Here is a 16,114-nt window from a genome sequence, read left to right on the forward strand (position 1 = left end):
GGACTCTTTATGTTGATTTTTTTCTTTATTCTTATTTTATTGTCAACAAAAGCATTCCCGGCCTATTTCTAAAATAGAAGCTAAAATAAAAGTAAAAGAAACGGTATGCCTTTGTGATATTCATTAGGTCAAAAATAATAACTAATTACTTATGTACAAATTTTTTTCGGTCAATTCTACAGGGCCCAACCTCTCCTTTTCCACCTAAAGCCCTTAACAGTAGCGGCTTTCAGCGATTTAAAAACCCGGTTTCCAACTAGACTATTCCAATCTTTTCCGCATTTGTTCATCAATTTTCTTGAACAGATGGAAGGGTTTATAGGTTCGCCAGTTGGGCAGGTCCATCAGTTCGACATAGCGGTTAAGGCGGTTCTTTTTAAAATCATACTGCGTTTGTTCGGGCATGTTCAGCACTACGATCCAGCCCTCCTCATCCGTTACTTCTTCAAACCATTCCTGGTAATAGTCCCGGTCGCCGCTATGAAAGTTCAACACATTCTCGGCTATGAAAATGAACTTGGTAATACCTTCATAGAAGAACACATCAGTTACCTCCCGCTTCAGTTCCATGATATCGTTCTCAATGGCATCGTTCCACTCCCCTATCAGTTCTATAATTGCATATTTCTCTTCATAGTCGGCTATCAATACTTTCAGGTACAGGGTGCGGGAACCGAAATCATCCCACTGCGGATGTATCAGGTAATTGTAAATAGCCTGGGTATAGGTAAACTCAGAATATACTTTCCCGAAGAACGGAGACCGCTCATCCTGCTCACTGGTATAAATGTGACGCCAATTATAAAATGGTTCTATTTCATGCATAATTCATTATTAGCTTCTTCTTCCCTGCTCACTAAAAACTATGCCATGCGGCACTTTTTATAACGAAAGAAGGCTGTAGCAATTTACAGCCTTCGCAACGCGGTTTCCAAATATTTTTTTATTGCTTTATTCAATAACCAGCTTATCGGCAAAAACCGTTTTTTTACTATTACTTAACACTTTTACAATATAGGGCCCCTTAGCCAAACCTTGCTTAAACAGAAAAGGTATACCCTGCTTTCCGTTCACTACGGCGATCTTTTCTAACAATACTTTACCAGTAATATCAACTAATAGAATGGTATACCGGCCGGATTCCTTACCATTAAAGTTTACAGTCACCTGGTTGGTAACAACAGGATTGGGATACAGACCAATATTCCCATTAACTACAATATCCCTGCTGCCTAACAAGGGTACCGATGGCTTTTCATTAGGGAAAGCCAGGTTGCCATTTGCCAGGTCACTTGCATTGAAAACGGTGCCATTGATCCCTATACGGCTGGCGTTCCAGGAATGCATATCAACTTTATAATAACCTTCCGCAGTATTGGCGCTGCTCACAATTAAATTGCCCTCGGTATCAACCACGGCGCCATTGGTAGTGAAGGTAGCAGGCAGACCCTGGATCTCGGCTACCCAGGCAGCCACCTTGCTTTGGATGTTCACTTTAAACACGTTGTGGTAGGCTGAAATAACGTACAGGTTACCGGCGGCATCGGCTACCATATCACCACCCCAGGCTGTTGATTTTGCATGTACAGATCTTTCACCGTTAGTGCCATCATCCTCTAAGGCACCCAGATCGGTAATAACGGGTTTACGACCGGTTGTAAAACGCATCAGGTGATTGGCATCGTTGCTTAAGGCATATCCATCGCCATCGGCGCCAATGACCATGCGAGTAATATGATTGGCTTCATTGGAAGCGTCTGTAACCTGCATAAAGGGTTCATTATCGAAATAATAGATGCGGGGCGTACTTTCATCCAGATCAATGTACCTGAGCTGGTTCATGAACAGCGGCGCATAATACAAGCGGTTATGCCGTTGATCGTATGCACAGGCGGCAGCTAAGGAAGCCACTGGCTGAGCAGTATTGCCACTCATAGTAACCCCGTTTTTTGTAATGGATTTTAATTCCTTACCTGTTCGCGCATTGTATACCGTGAAATTGGTTTGTTTGGAATCGAAGATCGATCGGGTAACCGTACCAGTTGTCAAGTCAATCTGTTTTACATCGGTCCAGTTATAGTTTCCCTTCTCGGAACTGGTAATTGCAAAGGCAGTTGTTTGATTTTGTTGAGCAGAAACCTGTACAGTCACCATCAGCATACAGGTTGCTAAAGAAGTGTGTAAAAATCTGTACCTCATAAGTATAAGTTTAATGATATGTACTTAAAAGTTACAAATTTTTGAGGAGGGTACCAAAGTTGGGGAGAAGTTGGTGACAGTTGATCAGTTGACCTCATGATCAGTTGACAGCCTGCCCCGACGTGTCGGAGAGTTATTATAATATAAAAGCCCATCCTTACCAGAATGAGCTTTTGCTATAACTTATTTAGTTCTTTAGTTTTTTAGTTCTGAGTTGTCGCGAAGAGGCGTCTGCCGTCTGCCGTTCTCACGCCCCCAGCGAATCCACTGCTTTTTTTACACTGCCATATTTCAGCAACAGTTCGCGGGCTTTATCATAACTATTGATACCGGTTTTTTCCATCACCATTTTGGTGCCCCGGTCAACCAGTTTGCTATTGGTCAGCTGCATGTTAACCATTTTGTTATCTTCTACCCGGCCAATCTGGATCATTACGGCGGTAGAGATCATATTCAGCACCAGCTTTTGCGCGGTACCGCTTTTCATGCGCGTGCTGCCTGTAACAAATTCAGGGCCTACCACCACTTCAACGGGTAGTTCTGCCGCATCGGCCAGGGGCGAGCCGGCATTGCAGGTTATACAACCCGTGACAATACCTTTTTTGCGAGCCTCGGTCAACGCACCAATCACATATGGGGTGGTGCCGCTGGCGGCAATCCCTATCACCACATCTTTTTCATCGATGGCATGTTTCATTAGATCGGCCCAGCCCTGCTCCCAGCTGTCTTCAGCCTGTTCTACAGGTCGTTGAATGGCCACATCGCCACCGGCAATAATCCCGATCACGAGGCCCTGGGGTAAACCATAAGTAGGTGGAATTTCGCTGGCATCCAGGATTCCCAGCCGGCCACTGGTACCGGCGCCAATATAAAAAAGGCGGCCACCAGCCAGCATTTTATCTGAAATAGCAGTCACCAGTTTTTCTATTTGAGGGATGGCTTTCTCTACCGCTACTGGCACCCTTTTGTCCTCATTATTCATATTGGTGAGCAACTCATTAATACTCATTTGCTCCAGATGCCGGTAATCGCTCGACTGCTCTGTGATCCTGGTAAATTCTGCTGACATATTTCTGTTGTTCAATGTTTTATTCGGGTTAGGCATAAGGTTGTTTTTCATTATTGCACATGGTATTGGATCAATCCTTCCATAGCGCCTTTCAATATTTTACCCTGTTCAAATTCATACGCATGGCACAGCTGTTCAATTATATCATGAAAAGCAAAAGCCACGCCGCCTACAAAATGAATGGGGTTTTTCCAGCTTTCAGTGAATTTGCATAGGTGGGTAAAAAAGAAATCATTCAACCCGTCTTCAATGATATTTTCGATCATGTAATGTTCCCGGTTTTCCGACAAAAACAGGCAAAAAGTAGCCATGTACCTGTTTGCCAGGGGTTTCCGGTAAACATTCTCTAATATTTCAACGGGTGTTGCATTATATCTTGTTTCAAACTTGTAACGCAGCTCTTCATCAAACGTATTATACAAATAATACTGAAGTACTTTTTTCCCCAGGTAGGCGCCGCTCCCTTCATCGCCCAGAATGTACCCAATTCCCGGTGCCTGTTTAGCAATGTTTTTACCATCGTAATACACGGCAAAAGAACCCGTACCCAGGTTACAGGCCAACCCTTCTTTATGGCCATTCAGCGCCCTGGCTGCAGCCAGCATATCGTCACTTACCTCTATTGTTCCGGCTTTTCCAAAAACAGTGGCCAGCGATTTCTTCACCATTTCTACATTAACCGGATTGCGCATGCCTGTTCCGTAATAATGTATCTCGTCAATTACTGCCGAATCTGGTAATTGAGGCAGCAATTCCTGCTGCAATAAAGCCACCGTTTTTTCCTCATTAAAAAAATACGGACTAATGCCTTGAGTAAAAACCGTTTTGGTACTTTCTTTTGATTCTGCCAGAAACCATTCACATTTGGTAGCTCCACTATCTGCCAGCAGTATTGCCATATTTATAACCGTTTAGTCGTATAATTTCCAAACCATTGCTACACGTTTGTTTACACATATAGCCATCTCACGAAGGTAAGACGCATAGCTGAAACAACCATACCGTAAGTGCCTCATATACCTTGCATAAAAACGCAACCTGGCCTTATTTTCCCAACATGCCCCTACCCCTCATTTGTTTGAAGTGCCGCTTTACTGCGGTCTGTAACCATTCAAAACAAAAAAACGTTACTTGCAAATTAATTATGAACTTCGCCCAAAATTTCAAGATTTCACTCCCTTGCGGTGCTGTTTCTTTGCCGCTCCGGCAAATTCACTTACAGCCCCGGATGGGAGCAGGGATCAGGAAAACAGCCGGTTACAATATTGTGGATTTAACACATATTTTTTATACCCGATTGTAAATACAGGCCGTTAATTAGAATGTTGCTTTTGAGCGGATCTATTAATAACAAAACAATTAAATAAAAAGGTGATTAATTTGCGGGCCCAGGGACAGCATTCGAACGCTGACGCATTCGGTCGGCATTCCGACCAGACTTCGTTTAGCAAGCAATTGCACCTGCGGCACAACTGGCGGAATTAGTTAACTGGTTAGCCTATAAACTTTTTAACAATTCCCCGGCCTTATTAAAACAAACTATACAACTTCAGATGAAAAGACTTCAAGTATGGATGCCATTGTTATTTTCTGTAGTATTGATCGTGGGCATGTTCATAGGCTCGGCATTAAGGCAGAATGTACCTGGCTCGCGTGGTATTTTTAACAGCGGCAAGCGTTCAGTGTTACAGGAAGTGATGGACCTGGTAAACTTGAAATACGTTGATAAGGTAAATACCGATACCCTTACCGAAGATGCCATACAGGCTATGCTGGCCCACCTCGATCCCCATTCTGTTTTTATTCCCGCCTCTAACGTGGAGGAAATAAACGAAGACCTTCAAGGTAATTTTGAGGGCATTGGAGTTGAATTCTTCATTATCGACGACACCGTACATGTTACCAACGTGCTTTCCGATGGTCCCAGCGACAAGGCAGGATTACTGGTTGGTGATAAGTTCCTGAAAGTGGGTGATTCGGTAGTTACCGGCAAATCCATTACTGGTGATAAAATAAAGTCATTTTTACGCGGCGTGGGCGGCAGCAAAGTGCAGGTTACCGTTTTACGTAATGGCAAACAGGTATCAACCGCTATTACCCGCGGCACCATCCCTTTGTATTCGGTCGATGCTTCTTACATGATAGACACCACTACCGGCTACATACACCTGAATAAATTCTCAGGCACTACCTATGAAGAATTTATGAAAGCAATGGAAACCCTGGAAGCCAAAGGCATGAAAAAGCTCATATTCGATCTGCGGGGCAATGGCGGTGGAATATTGACAGAAGCCACCGATATTGTTGATGAATTCCTCGACGATGAACGCCTGATCGTATATACACAGGGTAATAAATCCGAGAAAATGGAATACCACTGTAAACGCCCGGGTTTGTTTGAAAAAGGCAAACTGATCTTGCTGGTAGATGAAAGCTCGGCTTCAGCCAGTGAAGTGGTTGCCGGCGCGTTGCAAGACTGGGACCGTGCCACTATTATCGGCCGCCGTACTTTTGGTAAAGGCCTGGTACAGGAACAATATGACCTTACAGACGGTTCTGCACTGCGTTTAACCGTTGCCCGTTACTATACGCCACTTGGCCGTAATATTCAAAAACCATACAACAAAGGTCGTGAGGCTTATAATGAGGAACTGGCTGAACGTTTTGAGAATGGTGAACTGGTGAACGGTGATACTGTTTCCAAACACACCGGCCCGGCCTTTAAGACCAAGAAAGGCAGAATTGTATATGGCGGCGGCGGTATTACCCCCGACGTATTTATCCCTTTCGATACAGCTACATTCTCCAGCAATGTGTATGTGTTGTTTGATAATCAGTTGTTCAGCAAATTCATTTACATCTATTACGAACAGAATAAAGCCTACTTTGACCAGTTTAAAACCCCGGCCGATTTTGCCCGTAGTTTTAACGACACCCGCACAGCCTGGAACAGCCTGGTTGCCTATGCCAGCAAAAATTCAGTCAACGTACAAAACGTTCCCGACCGGGATAAAGTAGAAGTAGAAAAACGCATCAAAACCTGGCTTGCCCGCCAGATCTGGCGCATGGAAGGATATTATGAAGTGAGCAATGCCGACGATGCAGCCATTACGAAAGCAATGGATGAAATGAAGAAGTAGGTAGATCAGTTGATCAGTTAACAAATTGACAAGGTAATATAAAAGCCCACTCCGGTAACCGGGGTGGGCTTTTGATTTGGTTTGTGGTTTTCGACTCAGGACGTGAAGCGGTTTTCACTATTGCCCATTCAATGACGTTTAGTTAATGCTTGTTTTAAAGAATCCCCTCCTTAACTAAACGACATTGATTGCCCCTATGGCTTATCAAGCAGCTCTTTCTTCTCAATGCGGTAAGAATAGATCAATCCGCCGCCGCCGCCCATAGCTATAAAGGCAAACCACAAAGCCGGATTCTCATAATCATGCAGCATGTACTGCGTAATAATATATGCCAGTGCCAACCCAAATCCTGCCCCTAACAGCAGCAATCCCCATTTTAAATTGGTATAGGGCGCAGGCCGGTTGACCTTCTCTTTGGGATTCATCCCCTTTTCAAGCATGGCCAGGTTTTCGCGACTCATTAAATACCTGATGCCGAAGATCAGGATCAACAATCCTAAAGAGGAAACCATTAACCAAACGATTGCTAATACTCCTTTATCCATAATTTTTATTTTTTAAGGTTCTATACAACTATGACTATTGCTGCTGGCGGCTGGTTACAGTTCCAGGACAAGAATTTTCATAAATGAACACAGCAAGTATCAAAACCGAACACAAGGATGCCATTCCTTCAAAATAAACAACTGATAATCAACAAACATGATTTCCGGCACAAGGAGTGTCTATTTGGTGTAACCTGATCATCACTTACATCGTCATACTTATACTAATGCAAACCGGACCGGTTGATAATGAGATCATAAACAAGGTGCTGCAAGGCGACCAGGCACAATATGCCCAATTGGTAAAACGATACCAGAATTTCGTTTTTACCATAGTCTTGCGCTATACCCCCAACCGGGAAGATGCAGAAGAGATCGCTCAGGACGTATTTGTAAAAGCCTATCGCAGTCTGGCCGATTTCAGAGGCGAGTCAAAATTCAGCACCTGGTTGTACACCATTGTCACCACTACCTGTATCACTTTTTTACGTAAAAAGAAAGTACCCATACAATCATTGGATACCGAACAGGTATTTGAGGTGGCCGACAGCCAGAATTCCGATTTCAAAGCGAACCAGGTAGAACAAAAATCAAAGCTTCAGGTAATTAATGAAGCATTGCGATTATTGAGCATCGATGACGCGCGCATCATCACCTTATTTTATCAGGCCGAACAAAGCCTGGAAGAAATTGGCCGCATCCTGGGTATTGAGCCCAATACCGCCAAGGTAAAACTGCATCGCGCCCGGCAACGGTTGAAAGAAAAAATGGAGAAACATTTCTCCGAAGCAGTAAAAGATATGGTTGGTTAATTAATAACTTTAATCACTAATAAAATGAACAAGCCAGAAAACATAGAAGAACGTTTGTGGGATTATATCGATGGCGCCGGCAGCGCTGAGGAGCGCTTGTTTGTTGAACAGCTCATTGCCTCCAATGCGGCCTGGAAAGCCAGGTACCAGGAGTTACTGGAACTGCAGGACCTGCTAAGCCACCGCCTGGAACTGGATGAGCCCTCTATGCGGTTCACCCAGAACATTATGGAAGCCATCAGCAAACACCATATTGCGCCTGCTGCTAAAACCTATATAAACAAACGGATCATCTGGTCCATTGCAGGCTTTTTCCTTTGCTGCATCATTGGGTTTCTCATTGCCGGTTTGGCCCAGGTACACTGGACAGGAGGCAGCACCACTGATAATTCCCTTGTCAATCTTAATAAGATCAACCTCGACAAAGTAGATACCAGTAAATTCTTTAATAACACGTACACTACCATTTTTATGATGGTGAATGTTGTACTGGGATTGGTTGCATTAGACATGTATTTGAGAGGGCGAAAACGAAGGGCAATAGGCAATGGGCAGTAGGCAATACGTTGCCCGCTGAAGCCTTGGCGTAGGAGGCCCCCTATTCAACTGTTCAACTGATCAACTGAAAATTAAACTTCCTGTTGCGACCCTTCTATAAACGCTCCTTCAAATTCCGGCGACGCTATTTTATTTCTTTCTATCCAACGTAGAACGATCAGCATAAAAAGCGGAATACAATTTAACATTACCAGCAATCCTTCATCCTGGGTACCAAAACTGAAACCAAAATTTGCAGTAAGCGTTTCAAACTTTATCGTAAACATCCGGTCAGTATCCACCCCCACTGCCAGGTAAGGGCCATAATAAAATCTATAGGTAAACCCGGGCGGAATGGCAAGTTGCAAAAGCTGTGCGCAAAAATTCAGTTTCGACAAAGTATAGAACCTGACCTCATTCCCCTTTATAAAATGCATGATCCCGGCAATCAGTGAAACCAAACTCAGGGCAACCATAGGAATAATGGCCAATATTACACCAGGTGATACTTCCTGCCCCATAAGAATTGAAAACAGAAGGATCAGCATTACAAGCCCACCGAGCAATTGGTAGATGGCAATACCCGTAAGCCATCGCTTCCTGTATTTAAGTACATGTTTTTTCATAAAATAAAAAAGTCCCGACGAAACAGTCGGGACTTTCCAAAATACAAACTATTTGAATTAGTCGTTAAATTTCTTCTTCAATTCCGCCAGCTTTGCCTGGAACGGATTCAGCGGCTCCTGTTTCTTCGGCTGACCTTTACCGCCACCAGCAGCAGGTTTGCGATCGCCACCACCGCTACTGCGTTTTTCACCACCACCACTACTTTTTTGCTGATCTTTCATGGTAAGTGAAATACGTTTGCGCGGTACATCCACATCAGAAACAGTAACCATTACTTTCTGCTGCAGCTTCACTACTTCGTTAGGATCTGAAACATATGTATTGCTCAATTGAGAAATATGCACCAGTCCATCCTGTTTAACACCAATGTCAACAAACACCCCAAAGTTGGTAATGTTGGTTACAATGCCTGGCACCGTCATACCCGGTTTTACATCTTCAATGGCTTTAATAGTATCATCGAAGCGGAATTCCTCGATCTGAGCACGAGGGTCACGACCAGGTTTTTCCAATTCTTTTAAGATATCATCAATGGTATATTCACCAATGCTTTCAGTAATGTATTGTTTCTTGTTGACCTTTTTGCGCAGTTCGCCATTTTTGATCAGGTCTTCGAGTGATGCCTGCAGATCTTTGGCCATGCTTTGCACCACATGATAGCTCTCAGGGTGTACAGAAGAGTTATCCAGCGGGTTCTCGGCACCTGGGATACGTAAGAAACCAGCACACTGTTCAAATGATTTGGGTCCCATCATAGGCACCTTCTTCAATTCTTCACGGGTTTTGAATGGCCCGTTCTTGGCGCGGAATTCAACAATATTTTTAGCCAGGGTATTGCTTAACCCTGACACATATACCAACAGGTGTTTAGAAGCTGTATTTACATCAACCCCCACAAAGTTCACGGCACTTTCTACTACTCTGTCCAGCGCTTCTTTAAGGCGGGTTTGGTTTACATCGTGTTGGTATTGGCCAACACCTATTGATTTGGGATCTATTTTCACCAGCTCACTCAGCGGATCGAGCAAACGGCGGCCAATGCTCACTGCGCCCCGTACAGTCACATCCTGATCGGGGAATTCTTCACGGGCCACTTCAGAGGCAGAATAAATGGAAGCGCCGCTTTCATTTACCTGGAACACGCTTACGGGTTTACCAAAATCAATGCTGCGCACCAATTGTTCGGTTTCGCGACCGGCGGTACCATTTCCAATACCAATTGCGTCAATATCGTATTTATCAACCAGGAATTTTAATTCAGAGACACTACCCTGCCAGTCGTTTTGTGGCGGGTGTGGGTAGATGGCGGTATTGTATACCAGGTTGCCCTGTGCATCCAGACAAACCAGTTTACAACCGGTACGGAAACCTGGATCAAGCGCCAGCACTTTTTTAGAACCTAATGGGGAAGCCAGCAACAGCTGACGCAGGTTCTCGGCAAATACATTTATGGCTTCTTCATCGGCTTTGTTTTTGCTGGCCAGGCGGAACTCATTTTCAATAGAAGGTTTCAGCAAACGGTCGAACGAATCGTCGATCGCTTTCTTTACTTCACCGGCAAATGGGTTACTATTTTTTACAAACGTCCTGTTGAGGTCATCTACAGCAGTTTGTTTGTCAATGTTAATGTCCATAACCAGATAACCTTCTTTCTCAGCCCGGCGAATTGCCAGAATGCGGTGCGAAGGACTATCGGCCAGGTTTTCATTGAATTCAAAGTAATCGCGGTATTTCTGAGCTTCTTCTTCCTCTTTTTTGCTGGTGAGTACTTTCGACGACAACTTAGCCGTTTCGGTAAACTCCTGGCGAACTTTATTACGTGCCTGTTCATTTTCACTCACCCACTCCGCAATGATATCGCGGGCGCCCTGCATGGCTTCCTTAATATCTTTCACTTGTTCATTGATGAATTTGGCAGCTTCTTCATCCAGATTTTCAGCACCCTGCTCAAACACCAGTTTCGCCAAAGGTTCCAATCCTTTTTCAATCGCCTGGGTAGCCCTTGTTTTACGTTTGGGTTTGTAGGGCAGATAAATATCTTCCAGCTCGGTTGAATCGTAACAGTTTTCAATACGGTCTTTTAACTCGGGCGTTAATTTGCCCAGGCCTTCAATCGTTTTTACAACCGTTTCTTTGCGTTTATCCAGTTCAGAAAAATAAGCGATCTGTTCAACCACCTGGCCAATACCCACCTCATCCATGTTGTTGGTCGCTTCCTTACGGTAACGGGCCATAAAAGGAATGGTGGCACCTTCGCTTTGCAAGTCATGAATATTCGTGATCTGCTTAATGCTGAATGATAATTTTTCAGCGATCTTCTGAATGTACTTTACTTCCATCTATTGAGAATTTGCAGTTTTTTAATGTCTTACCTCCCGACAATACCGGGATAAAAATCAGGATAAGGGTCGCAAATGTAAGTCAATGAACCTAAGAAAAAACTTGTTTTTACTAACAACATTTTTCCCTAAAAAACGTACCAGATTTTTATTAGGACTGCTCAAATTTATGATTAATAAAAACATTATACATAAGTAAAAAAATCCTATAGGAAACCGGCAATTGGCCATTTTTTCACATATCATGGAAAACAAGAGGTGATAACCCCGGGCATGGCCTCCCTGCATATTTTAATATCCCAGGTTTGGTTAAAAGTTTCATACTATTCAGGTTTAACAATAAATGTAAGCCCGAAAGTATAACAATGGAGCTGCTATTGCAATACTAAACAACTTTGATTTACAACCGAAGTAATTAGAGGAAAGTATTTTATGCCTTCAAAGCATACGACTGCAACGCCTCAGCCAAGAATTCATTTACGGCATCGGGCTTGGTCACTACCATTACATGCCCTTGTTTGGGAATAGTCAGAGTAGGATGTGTAAACCGAACCGGTAATATTTCATCGCTTTTACCATGTATATGCCACAATGGTTGTGGAACCACATCGTTTTGCCAGTTCAGGATAGCATCAACGCTCCAGCGAATTAGTTCCGAATCACTTTCGTTAATAAGATCTAATAACATGATCTTATCTGCCTGCTTTTCCCGGGTGAAGAACCGTTTGGTAGCAGCCGTTGATTTTAACAGCGACACGGGCACTATTTTATGTAATCCCATTTTACCCGCCATGCGGAAATAACCCGGTAATTCTTTTGATACAGGCACACTTGAAATAAGTATGGTAACAGCAGGTTTATACACTTTTGCTATTTCGGTAGCCAGCATACCGCCAAACGATAACCCTACCAGCGCAAAAGGTTCGTTTTTGTTAATTGTTGACGCCAGTCGCAGTGCATAAGAAGGGAGTGTATCATCTTTTTCAGGTGATATCCAATCTAAAAAAACAGCCTCACAACCGGTTGGCAATTGAATATATTTAAATACCCGTTTATCTGCTGCCAACCCGGCAATAAAATACACTTTCATAGCAAGAATCTCCCACTGCAAATTTAACTATTGGCCTGTAGGATTCAATTTACCACACAAAAAGCTTAATAAAACTTTTACACTGTGACCGCCGAAGCCTTGGCATAGGTGGCCTGTGCCCCCCGAAGCCTTGGCGTAGGTGGTCTGTGACCGCCGAAGACCTGCTAGCGCTTATCTGGCGCAAGCGTCCGCTTGTGCCAGATAAGCAGAACCAGGCCTTACAGGTCTTCCCCGGGGAAAAGCGTACCTTTGAACACATAAACTACATGTAATGGATATTAAAAACAATATTCTCGAAACGATTGGAAATACGCCACTTATCAAGCTCAACAAGATCACAAAACAACTTCCTGCCACCGTTGTAGCCAAGGTAGATTATTTTAATCCGGGCAACTCTATCAAGGACCGCATGGCGGTTAAAATGATTGAAGTGGCAGAAAAAGAAGGCAAATTAAAACCAGGTGGGACCATTATTGAATGTACCAGCGGTAATACAGGTATGGGTCTGGCACTGGCCGCCTGTGTAAAAGGGTATAAATGTATTTTCACTACTACCGATAAACAATCAAAAGAAAAAGCAGATATTTTAAAGGCTGTAGGCGCTGAAGTTATTGTATGCCCTACCAATGTGGAACCTGATGATCCACGCAGCTACTACTCTGTAGCACGCCGGCTTGCAAAAGAAATCCCCAATTCATTCCATTGTAATCAATACGATAACCTTGCCAACCGGCTTGCGCATTATGAAACCACCGGGCCTGAGATCTGGAACCAAACCGATGGTAAAATAACCCACCTGGTTTGTACAGCCGGCACCGGCGGTACAGTAACGGGCACGGCTATGTACCTGAAAGAGAAAAATCCTGATATTAAAATATGGGCCATCGATGTGTACGGTTCCCTGCTTACCAAATTTTTCCGAACCGGGGAAGTGGATATGAATGAGGTACATCCTTATATTTCAGAAGGCTTTGGAGAAGATTTTGTGCCGGAGAATTATAACATGAGCGTTATTGACCATTTTGAACAGGTTACAGACAGGGACGGTGCTATAATGGCCCGCCGCCTGGCCAAGGATGAAGGCATCTTTTGCGGTTACAGTGCAGGCAGCTGTCTGCAGGGGCTTATGCAAATTGCCGCCAGCCAGCCGTTGAAAAAAGACGACCTGGTGGTATGTATCTTCCATGACCATGGCAGTCGCTATGTAGCCAAGATCTATAACGACCAATGGATGATGGAACGGGGCTTTATGGATGTTAAAACCTGTAAAGACATTATTAACGGCCGCACCGCCAAACAAAAACTCATTACTATTGACCCCAATCATACCGTAGCCCAGGCTGTTGATCTTATGCGTAAATATGATATTGAGCACATTCCGGTGATCAATGGCAGCGGACCGGTGGGCGCCATCAGTGAAAGCGGTTTATTCCAGAAAATATTTTCCAACCCCGATATTAAGAACGCTACCATAGCAACAGTGATGGAACCCGCCTTCCCTATTGTTGATTTTAATACGCCCATTGAAAAACTGCGTACACTGATCAATAAAGACAATGGCGCAGTATTGAGTAAAGATGAATTGGGCAATTATCACATAGTTACTAAATACGATGTGATACAGGCGTTGGGGAGCTAAAAAAGGCAGTAGGCAGCGGGCAGTAGGCAGAGATGGCCTCGCGAACTTTAAGCAATCATTACAAATAGCAAAAGCCGGCATCCCTTTTATAGGTTGCCGGCTTTTGTTGTCAGGCGATATGCGTGTAATAGTTTATTTCTTTCTGCCGTTTGCCTTTTCTCCATTGCCTATTGTCTTTTTCCCACTGCCTACTGCCCACTGCCCATTGCCTTTACATAAAAAACAAAGCGCCCCGCATTTAGCAGAGCGCCATTGTGAAATCTTGTTCAGGTACTTTGGACGGTTTTACTAAGGACTGGTTTGCTGATAGAGATTTCTGGTTTTCTAGATATTGGATACGGGGTACGGATCAAAAACCAAAAAAACTATAATCAAGTAAAGGGTTTAGGGGCATTTCTATGGTTTCAGGAGTAAGGTCGTTCGTGTAAATCCGGTACAGAACTTTTAAAGGGTACGTCAACTGCGTGTTGACATAACAAAGATCATAATGTTTTTGCGGTGGTTGAACTTTATTCGATCAATGGCTGTCCTTCCTCGTTTAATGTGTGAAAAAGTCGGATTAAGCCCGTACAATGCCCTGAAACCCTTACTGGAAGTGCATTTCAGGCATATACATTTATTACATATTTGATCAGGATCAATGCAGAAGAAACTGTACTATGCACCATTTCGTAATACTACCCAACCACAAAAGCAATACTACGCATAGTAGTACTGGATAGCTACGATTTTAGCAGTAATTACTGAACGATTTTAATCGAGTTTTTTTGCTCTTGTTAACATTTGTATCTGTATTAACTTTGTTAAAGAAGTTGATTGATTACTAATCAATCTTTTCCAATGTTCATGAAAACCGTCATTAATTCAATATCCAATAAAAAATTCGGTACCAATCAACTTCAGTTTTAATAATCCGATATCATTCATAAAATCCATTATCCAGATCCAATGTCCATGACAAAACGAGTATCCCGTGAAAACCAACGGATATCCTAATGAATAACCAAGTAAATTAAAATCCAACGTCCCAAAGACCGAGGTAGTTCCAATTCCTGTGTGTTAAAAACCGTCTGCTTAACTCCAATAACCCCTCCTGCTAAAACCGACAATGCTTTTAGCAGGAGGCAGCAGCGGTCTCCTGAAAAGACACACCCTCCCTTTCAAATAGCTTCATTGATTTCTTATTTTTTAATATTTCCGGTCAGAATCTCCATATTCGCGATTATCGCTTTCTTTATCTTTGCTGCTTACTAAATATCCCAGTTCATCCCAATAATTCCATTAATCCTAGTCCCAACACAACCCATTCATCCCATAAATCCCAGTTCAGATGAGTGTTTTTATAGATCAGATGGGCCGACCGGTGGAGTTTACAACAACACCCCGCCGTATTGTATCGCTGGTGCCTTCTATAACAGAATTGCTACATAGTTTACAACTCGATGACCAGGTAACCGGTATTACCAAATTTTGCATACATCCCAACAACTGGTTCAGGGAAAAAACAAGGGTAGGTGGCACCAAGGCTATTAAAGCCGGCGTAATTGAGGAATTACAGCCCGATCTGATAATAGCCAATAAAGAAGAGAACGTACAGGAACAGGTAGAAGAACTGGCACAGCACTACCCTGTATGGGTAACTGATGTAAATACCCTGGCCGATGCTCTGCAAATGATAGAACAAATAGGCGCCATTACCAATACCCTGCCTGCCGCCACGCAGTTGACCAGTAAGATCAAAACCGCTTTTTCCCAATTGAACAACAACAACCGACCCATAAAAACGGGCTACCTTATCTGGCGCAATCCTTACATGACCATCGGCAACGACACCTTTATTCATGATATGCTTGGCCGGTGCGGGTTTAAGAATATCTTCGCCCACACTAAGCGCTATCCCGCCATTGATACCTGGCAATTGGCTCAATGCGATGTACTTTTATTATCTTCAGAGCCCTACCCCTTTCAACAAAAACACCTTGATGAATTGCAGGCCGAATTACCCAATACCCGCATTTTACTGGTGGATGGGGAAATGTTCAGCTGGTATGGCAGCCGGCTGCTCCATGCCCCTGCTTACTTTACCAGCTTATTGCAAAGCATATTGTAACTTTGGT

At 43.5% G+C, this 16,114-nt stretch carries 13 protein-coding genes; 5 read left to right on the plus strand and 8 right to left on the minus strand.

Annotated features, from left to right (window positions below):
• Positions 1–261: 261 nt before the first annotated feature.
• The 4 genes from J7I42_RS12950 to J7I42_RS12965 form a co-directional block, all read right to left on the minus strand.
• Positions 262–825, minus strand: coding sequence for a hypothetical protein (locus J7I42_RS12950; protein WP_209139242.1), 564 nt, complete (start codon positions 823–825; stop codon positions 262–264).
• A 126-nt stretch (positions 826–951) separates the two neighbouring features.
• Positions 952–2,199 carry a T9SS type A sorting domain-containing protein gene (locus J7I42_RS12955; protein WP_209139243.1) on the minus strand — a complete coding sequence of 416 codons (1,248 nt, stop codon included), beginning with the start codon at positions 2,197–2,199 and terminating at the stop codon, positions 952–954.
• Positions 2,200–2,446: 247 nt separating this feature from the next.
• Positions 2,447–3,304: an N-acetylmuramic acid 6-phosphate etherase gene (murQ, locus tag J7I42_RS12960; RefSeq protein WP_236065496.1), complete on the minus strand. Its 858-nt coding sequence runs from the start codon at positions 3,302–3,304 to the stop codon at positions 2,447–2,449.
• A gap of 14 nt (positions 3,305–3,318) precedes the next feature.
• On the minus strand, positions 3,319–4,167 hold the full coding sequence (locus tag J7I42_RS12965; RefSeq protein ID WP_209139245.1) for a hypothetical protein: 849 nt from the start codon (positions 4,165–4,167) through the stop codon (positions 3,319–3,321).
• Positions 4,168–4,821: 654 nt separating this feature from the next.
• On the opposite strand from J7I42_RS12965, the gene J7I42_RS12970 reads away from it, so the two are divergent.
• A complete protein-coding gene (locus J7I42_RS12970; protein WP_209139246.1) occupies positions 4,822–6,408 on the plus strand; it encodes a S41 family peptidase in 1,587 nt (528 codons plus the stop codon).
• A 194-nt stretch (positions 6,409–6,602) separates the two neighbouring features.
• Here the strand turns inward: J7I42_RS12970 and J7I42_RS12975 are convergent, their stop codons facing one another.
• Positions 6,603–6,953, minus strand: a complete 351-nt coding sequence (locus J7I42_RS12975; protein ID WP_209139247.1) for a DUF6249 domain-containing protein — start codon at positions 6,951–6,953, stop codon at positions 6,603–6,605.
• Positions 6,954–7,180: 227 nt separating this feature from the next.
• On the opposite strand from J7I42_RS12975, the gene J7I42_RS12980 reads away from it, so the two are divergent.
• Positions 7,181–7,765, plus strand: coding sequence for an RNA polymerase sigma factor (locus tag J7I42_RS12980; protein WP_209139248.1), 585 nt, complete (start codon positions 7,181–7,183; stop codon positions 7,763–7,765).
• Positions 7,766–7,789: 24 nt separating this feature from the next.
• Entirely contained in the window at positions 7,790–8,323 is a 534-nt protein-coding gene (locus J7I42_RS12985) for an anti-sigma factor family protein (RefSeq protein ID WP_209139249.1), read from the plus strand.
• Positions 8,324–8,394: 71 nt separating this feature from the next.
• Here the strand turns inward: J7I42_RS12985 and J7I42_RS12990 are convergent, their stop codons facing one another.
• From J7I42_RS12990 to J7I42_RS13000, 3 genes are all read right to left on the minus strand, one after another.
• Positions 8,395–8,928 carry a hypothetical protein gene (locus J7I42_RS12990; RefSeq protein ID WP_209139250.1) on the minus strand — a complete coding sequence of 178 codons (534 nt, stop codon included), beginning with the start codon at positions 8,926–8,928 and terminating at the stop codon, positions 8,395–8,397.
• Between the two features lie 57 nt (positions 8,929–8,985).
• Positions 8,986–11,268: a Tex family protein gene (locus J7I42_RS12995; RefSeq protein ID WP_209139251.1), complete on the minus strand. Its 2,283-nt coding sequence runs from the start codon at positions 11,266–11,268 to the stop codon at positions 8,986–8,988.
• A 430-nt stretch (positions 11,269–11,698) separates the two neighbouring features.
• Positions 11,699–12,358 carry an alpha/beta fold hydrolase gene (locus tag J7I42_RS13000; RefSeq protein ID WP_209139252.1) on the minus strand — a complete coding sequence of 220 codons (660 nt, stop codon included), beginning with the start codon at positions 12,356–12,358 and terminating at the stop codon, positions 11,699–11,701.
• 271 nt (positions 12,359–12,629) lie between these two features.
• Here J7I42_RS13000 and J7I42_RS13005 point away from each other — a divergent pair, with 271 nt between their 5' ends.
• Together J7I42_RS13005 and J7I42_RS13010 are read left to right on the plus strand one after the other, a co-directional pair.
• Positions 12,630–13,997: a pyridoxal-phosphate dependent enzyme gene (locus J7I42_RS13005; protein ID WP_209139253.1), complete on the plus strand. Its 1,368-nt coding sequence runs from the start codon at positions 12,630–12,632 to the stop codon at positions 13,995–13,997.
• A gap of 1,330 nt (positions 13,998–15,327) precedes the next feature.
• The gene (locus J7I42_RS13010) at positions 15,328–16,107 is read left to right on the plus strand and encodes a helical backbone metal receptor (protein ID WP_209139254.1); all 780 of its coding nucleotides are present in this window, start codon (positions 15,328–15,330) and stop codon (positions 16,105–16,107) included.
• Positions 16,108–16,114 lie beyond the last annotated feature (7 nt).

Source organism: Niastella soli (genome assembly GCF_017742245.1).
In the GTDB taxonomy this organism is placed as follows: domain Bacteria; phylum Bacteroidota; class Bacteroidia; order Chitinophagales; family Chitinophagaceae; genus Niastella; species Niastella soli.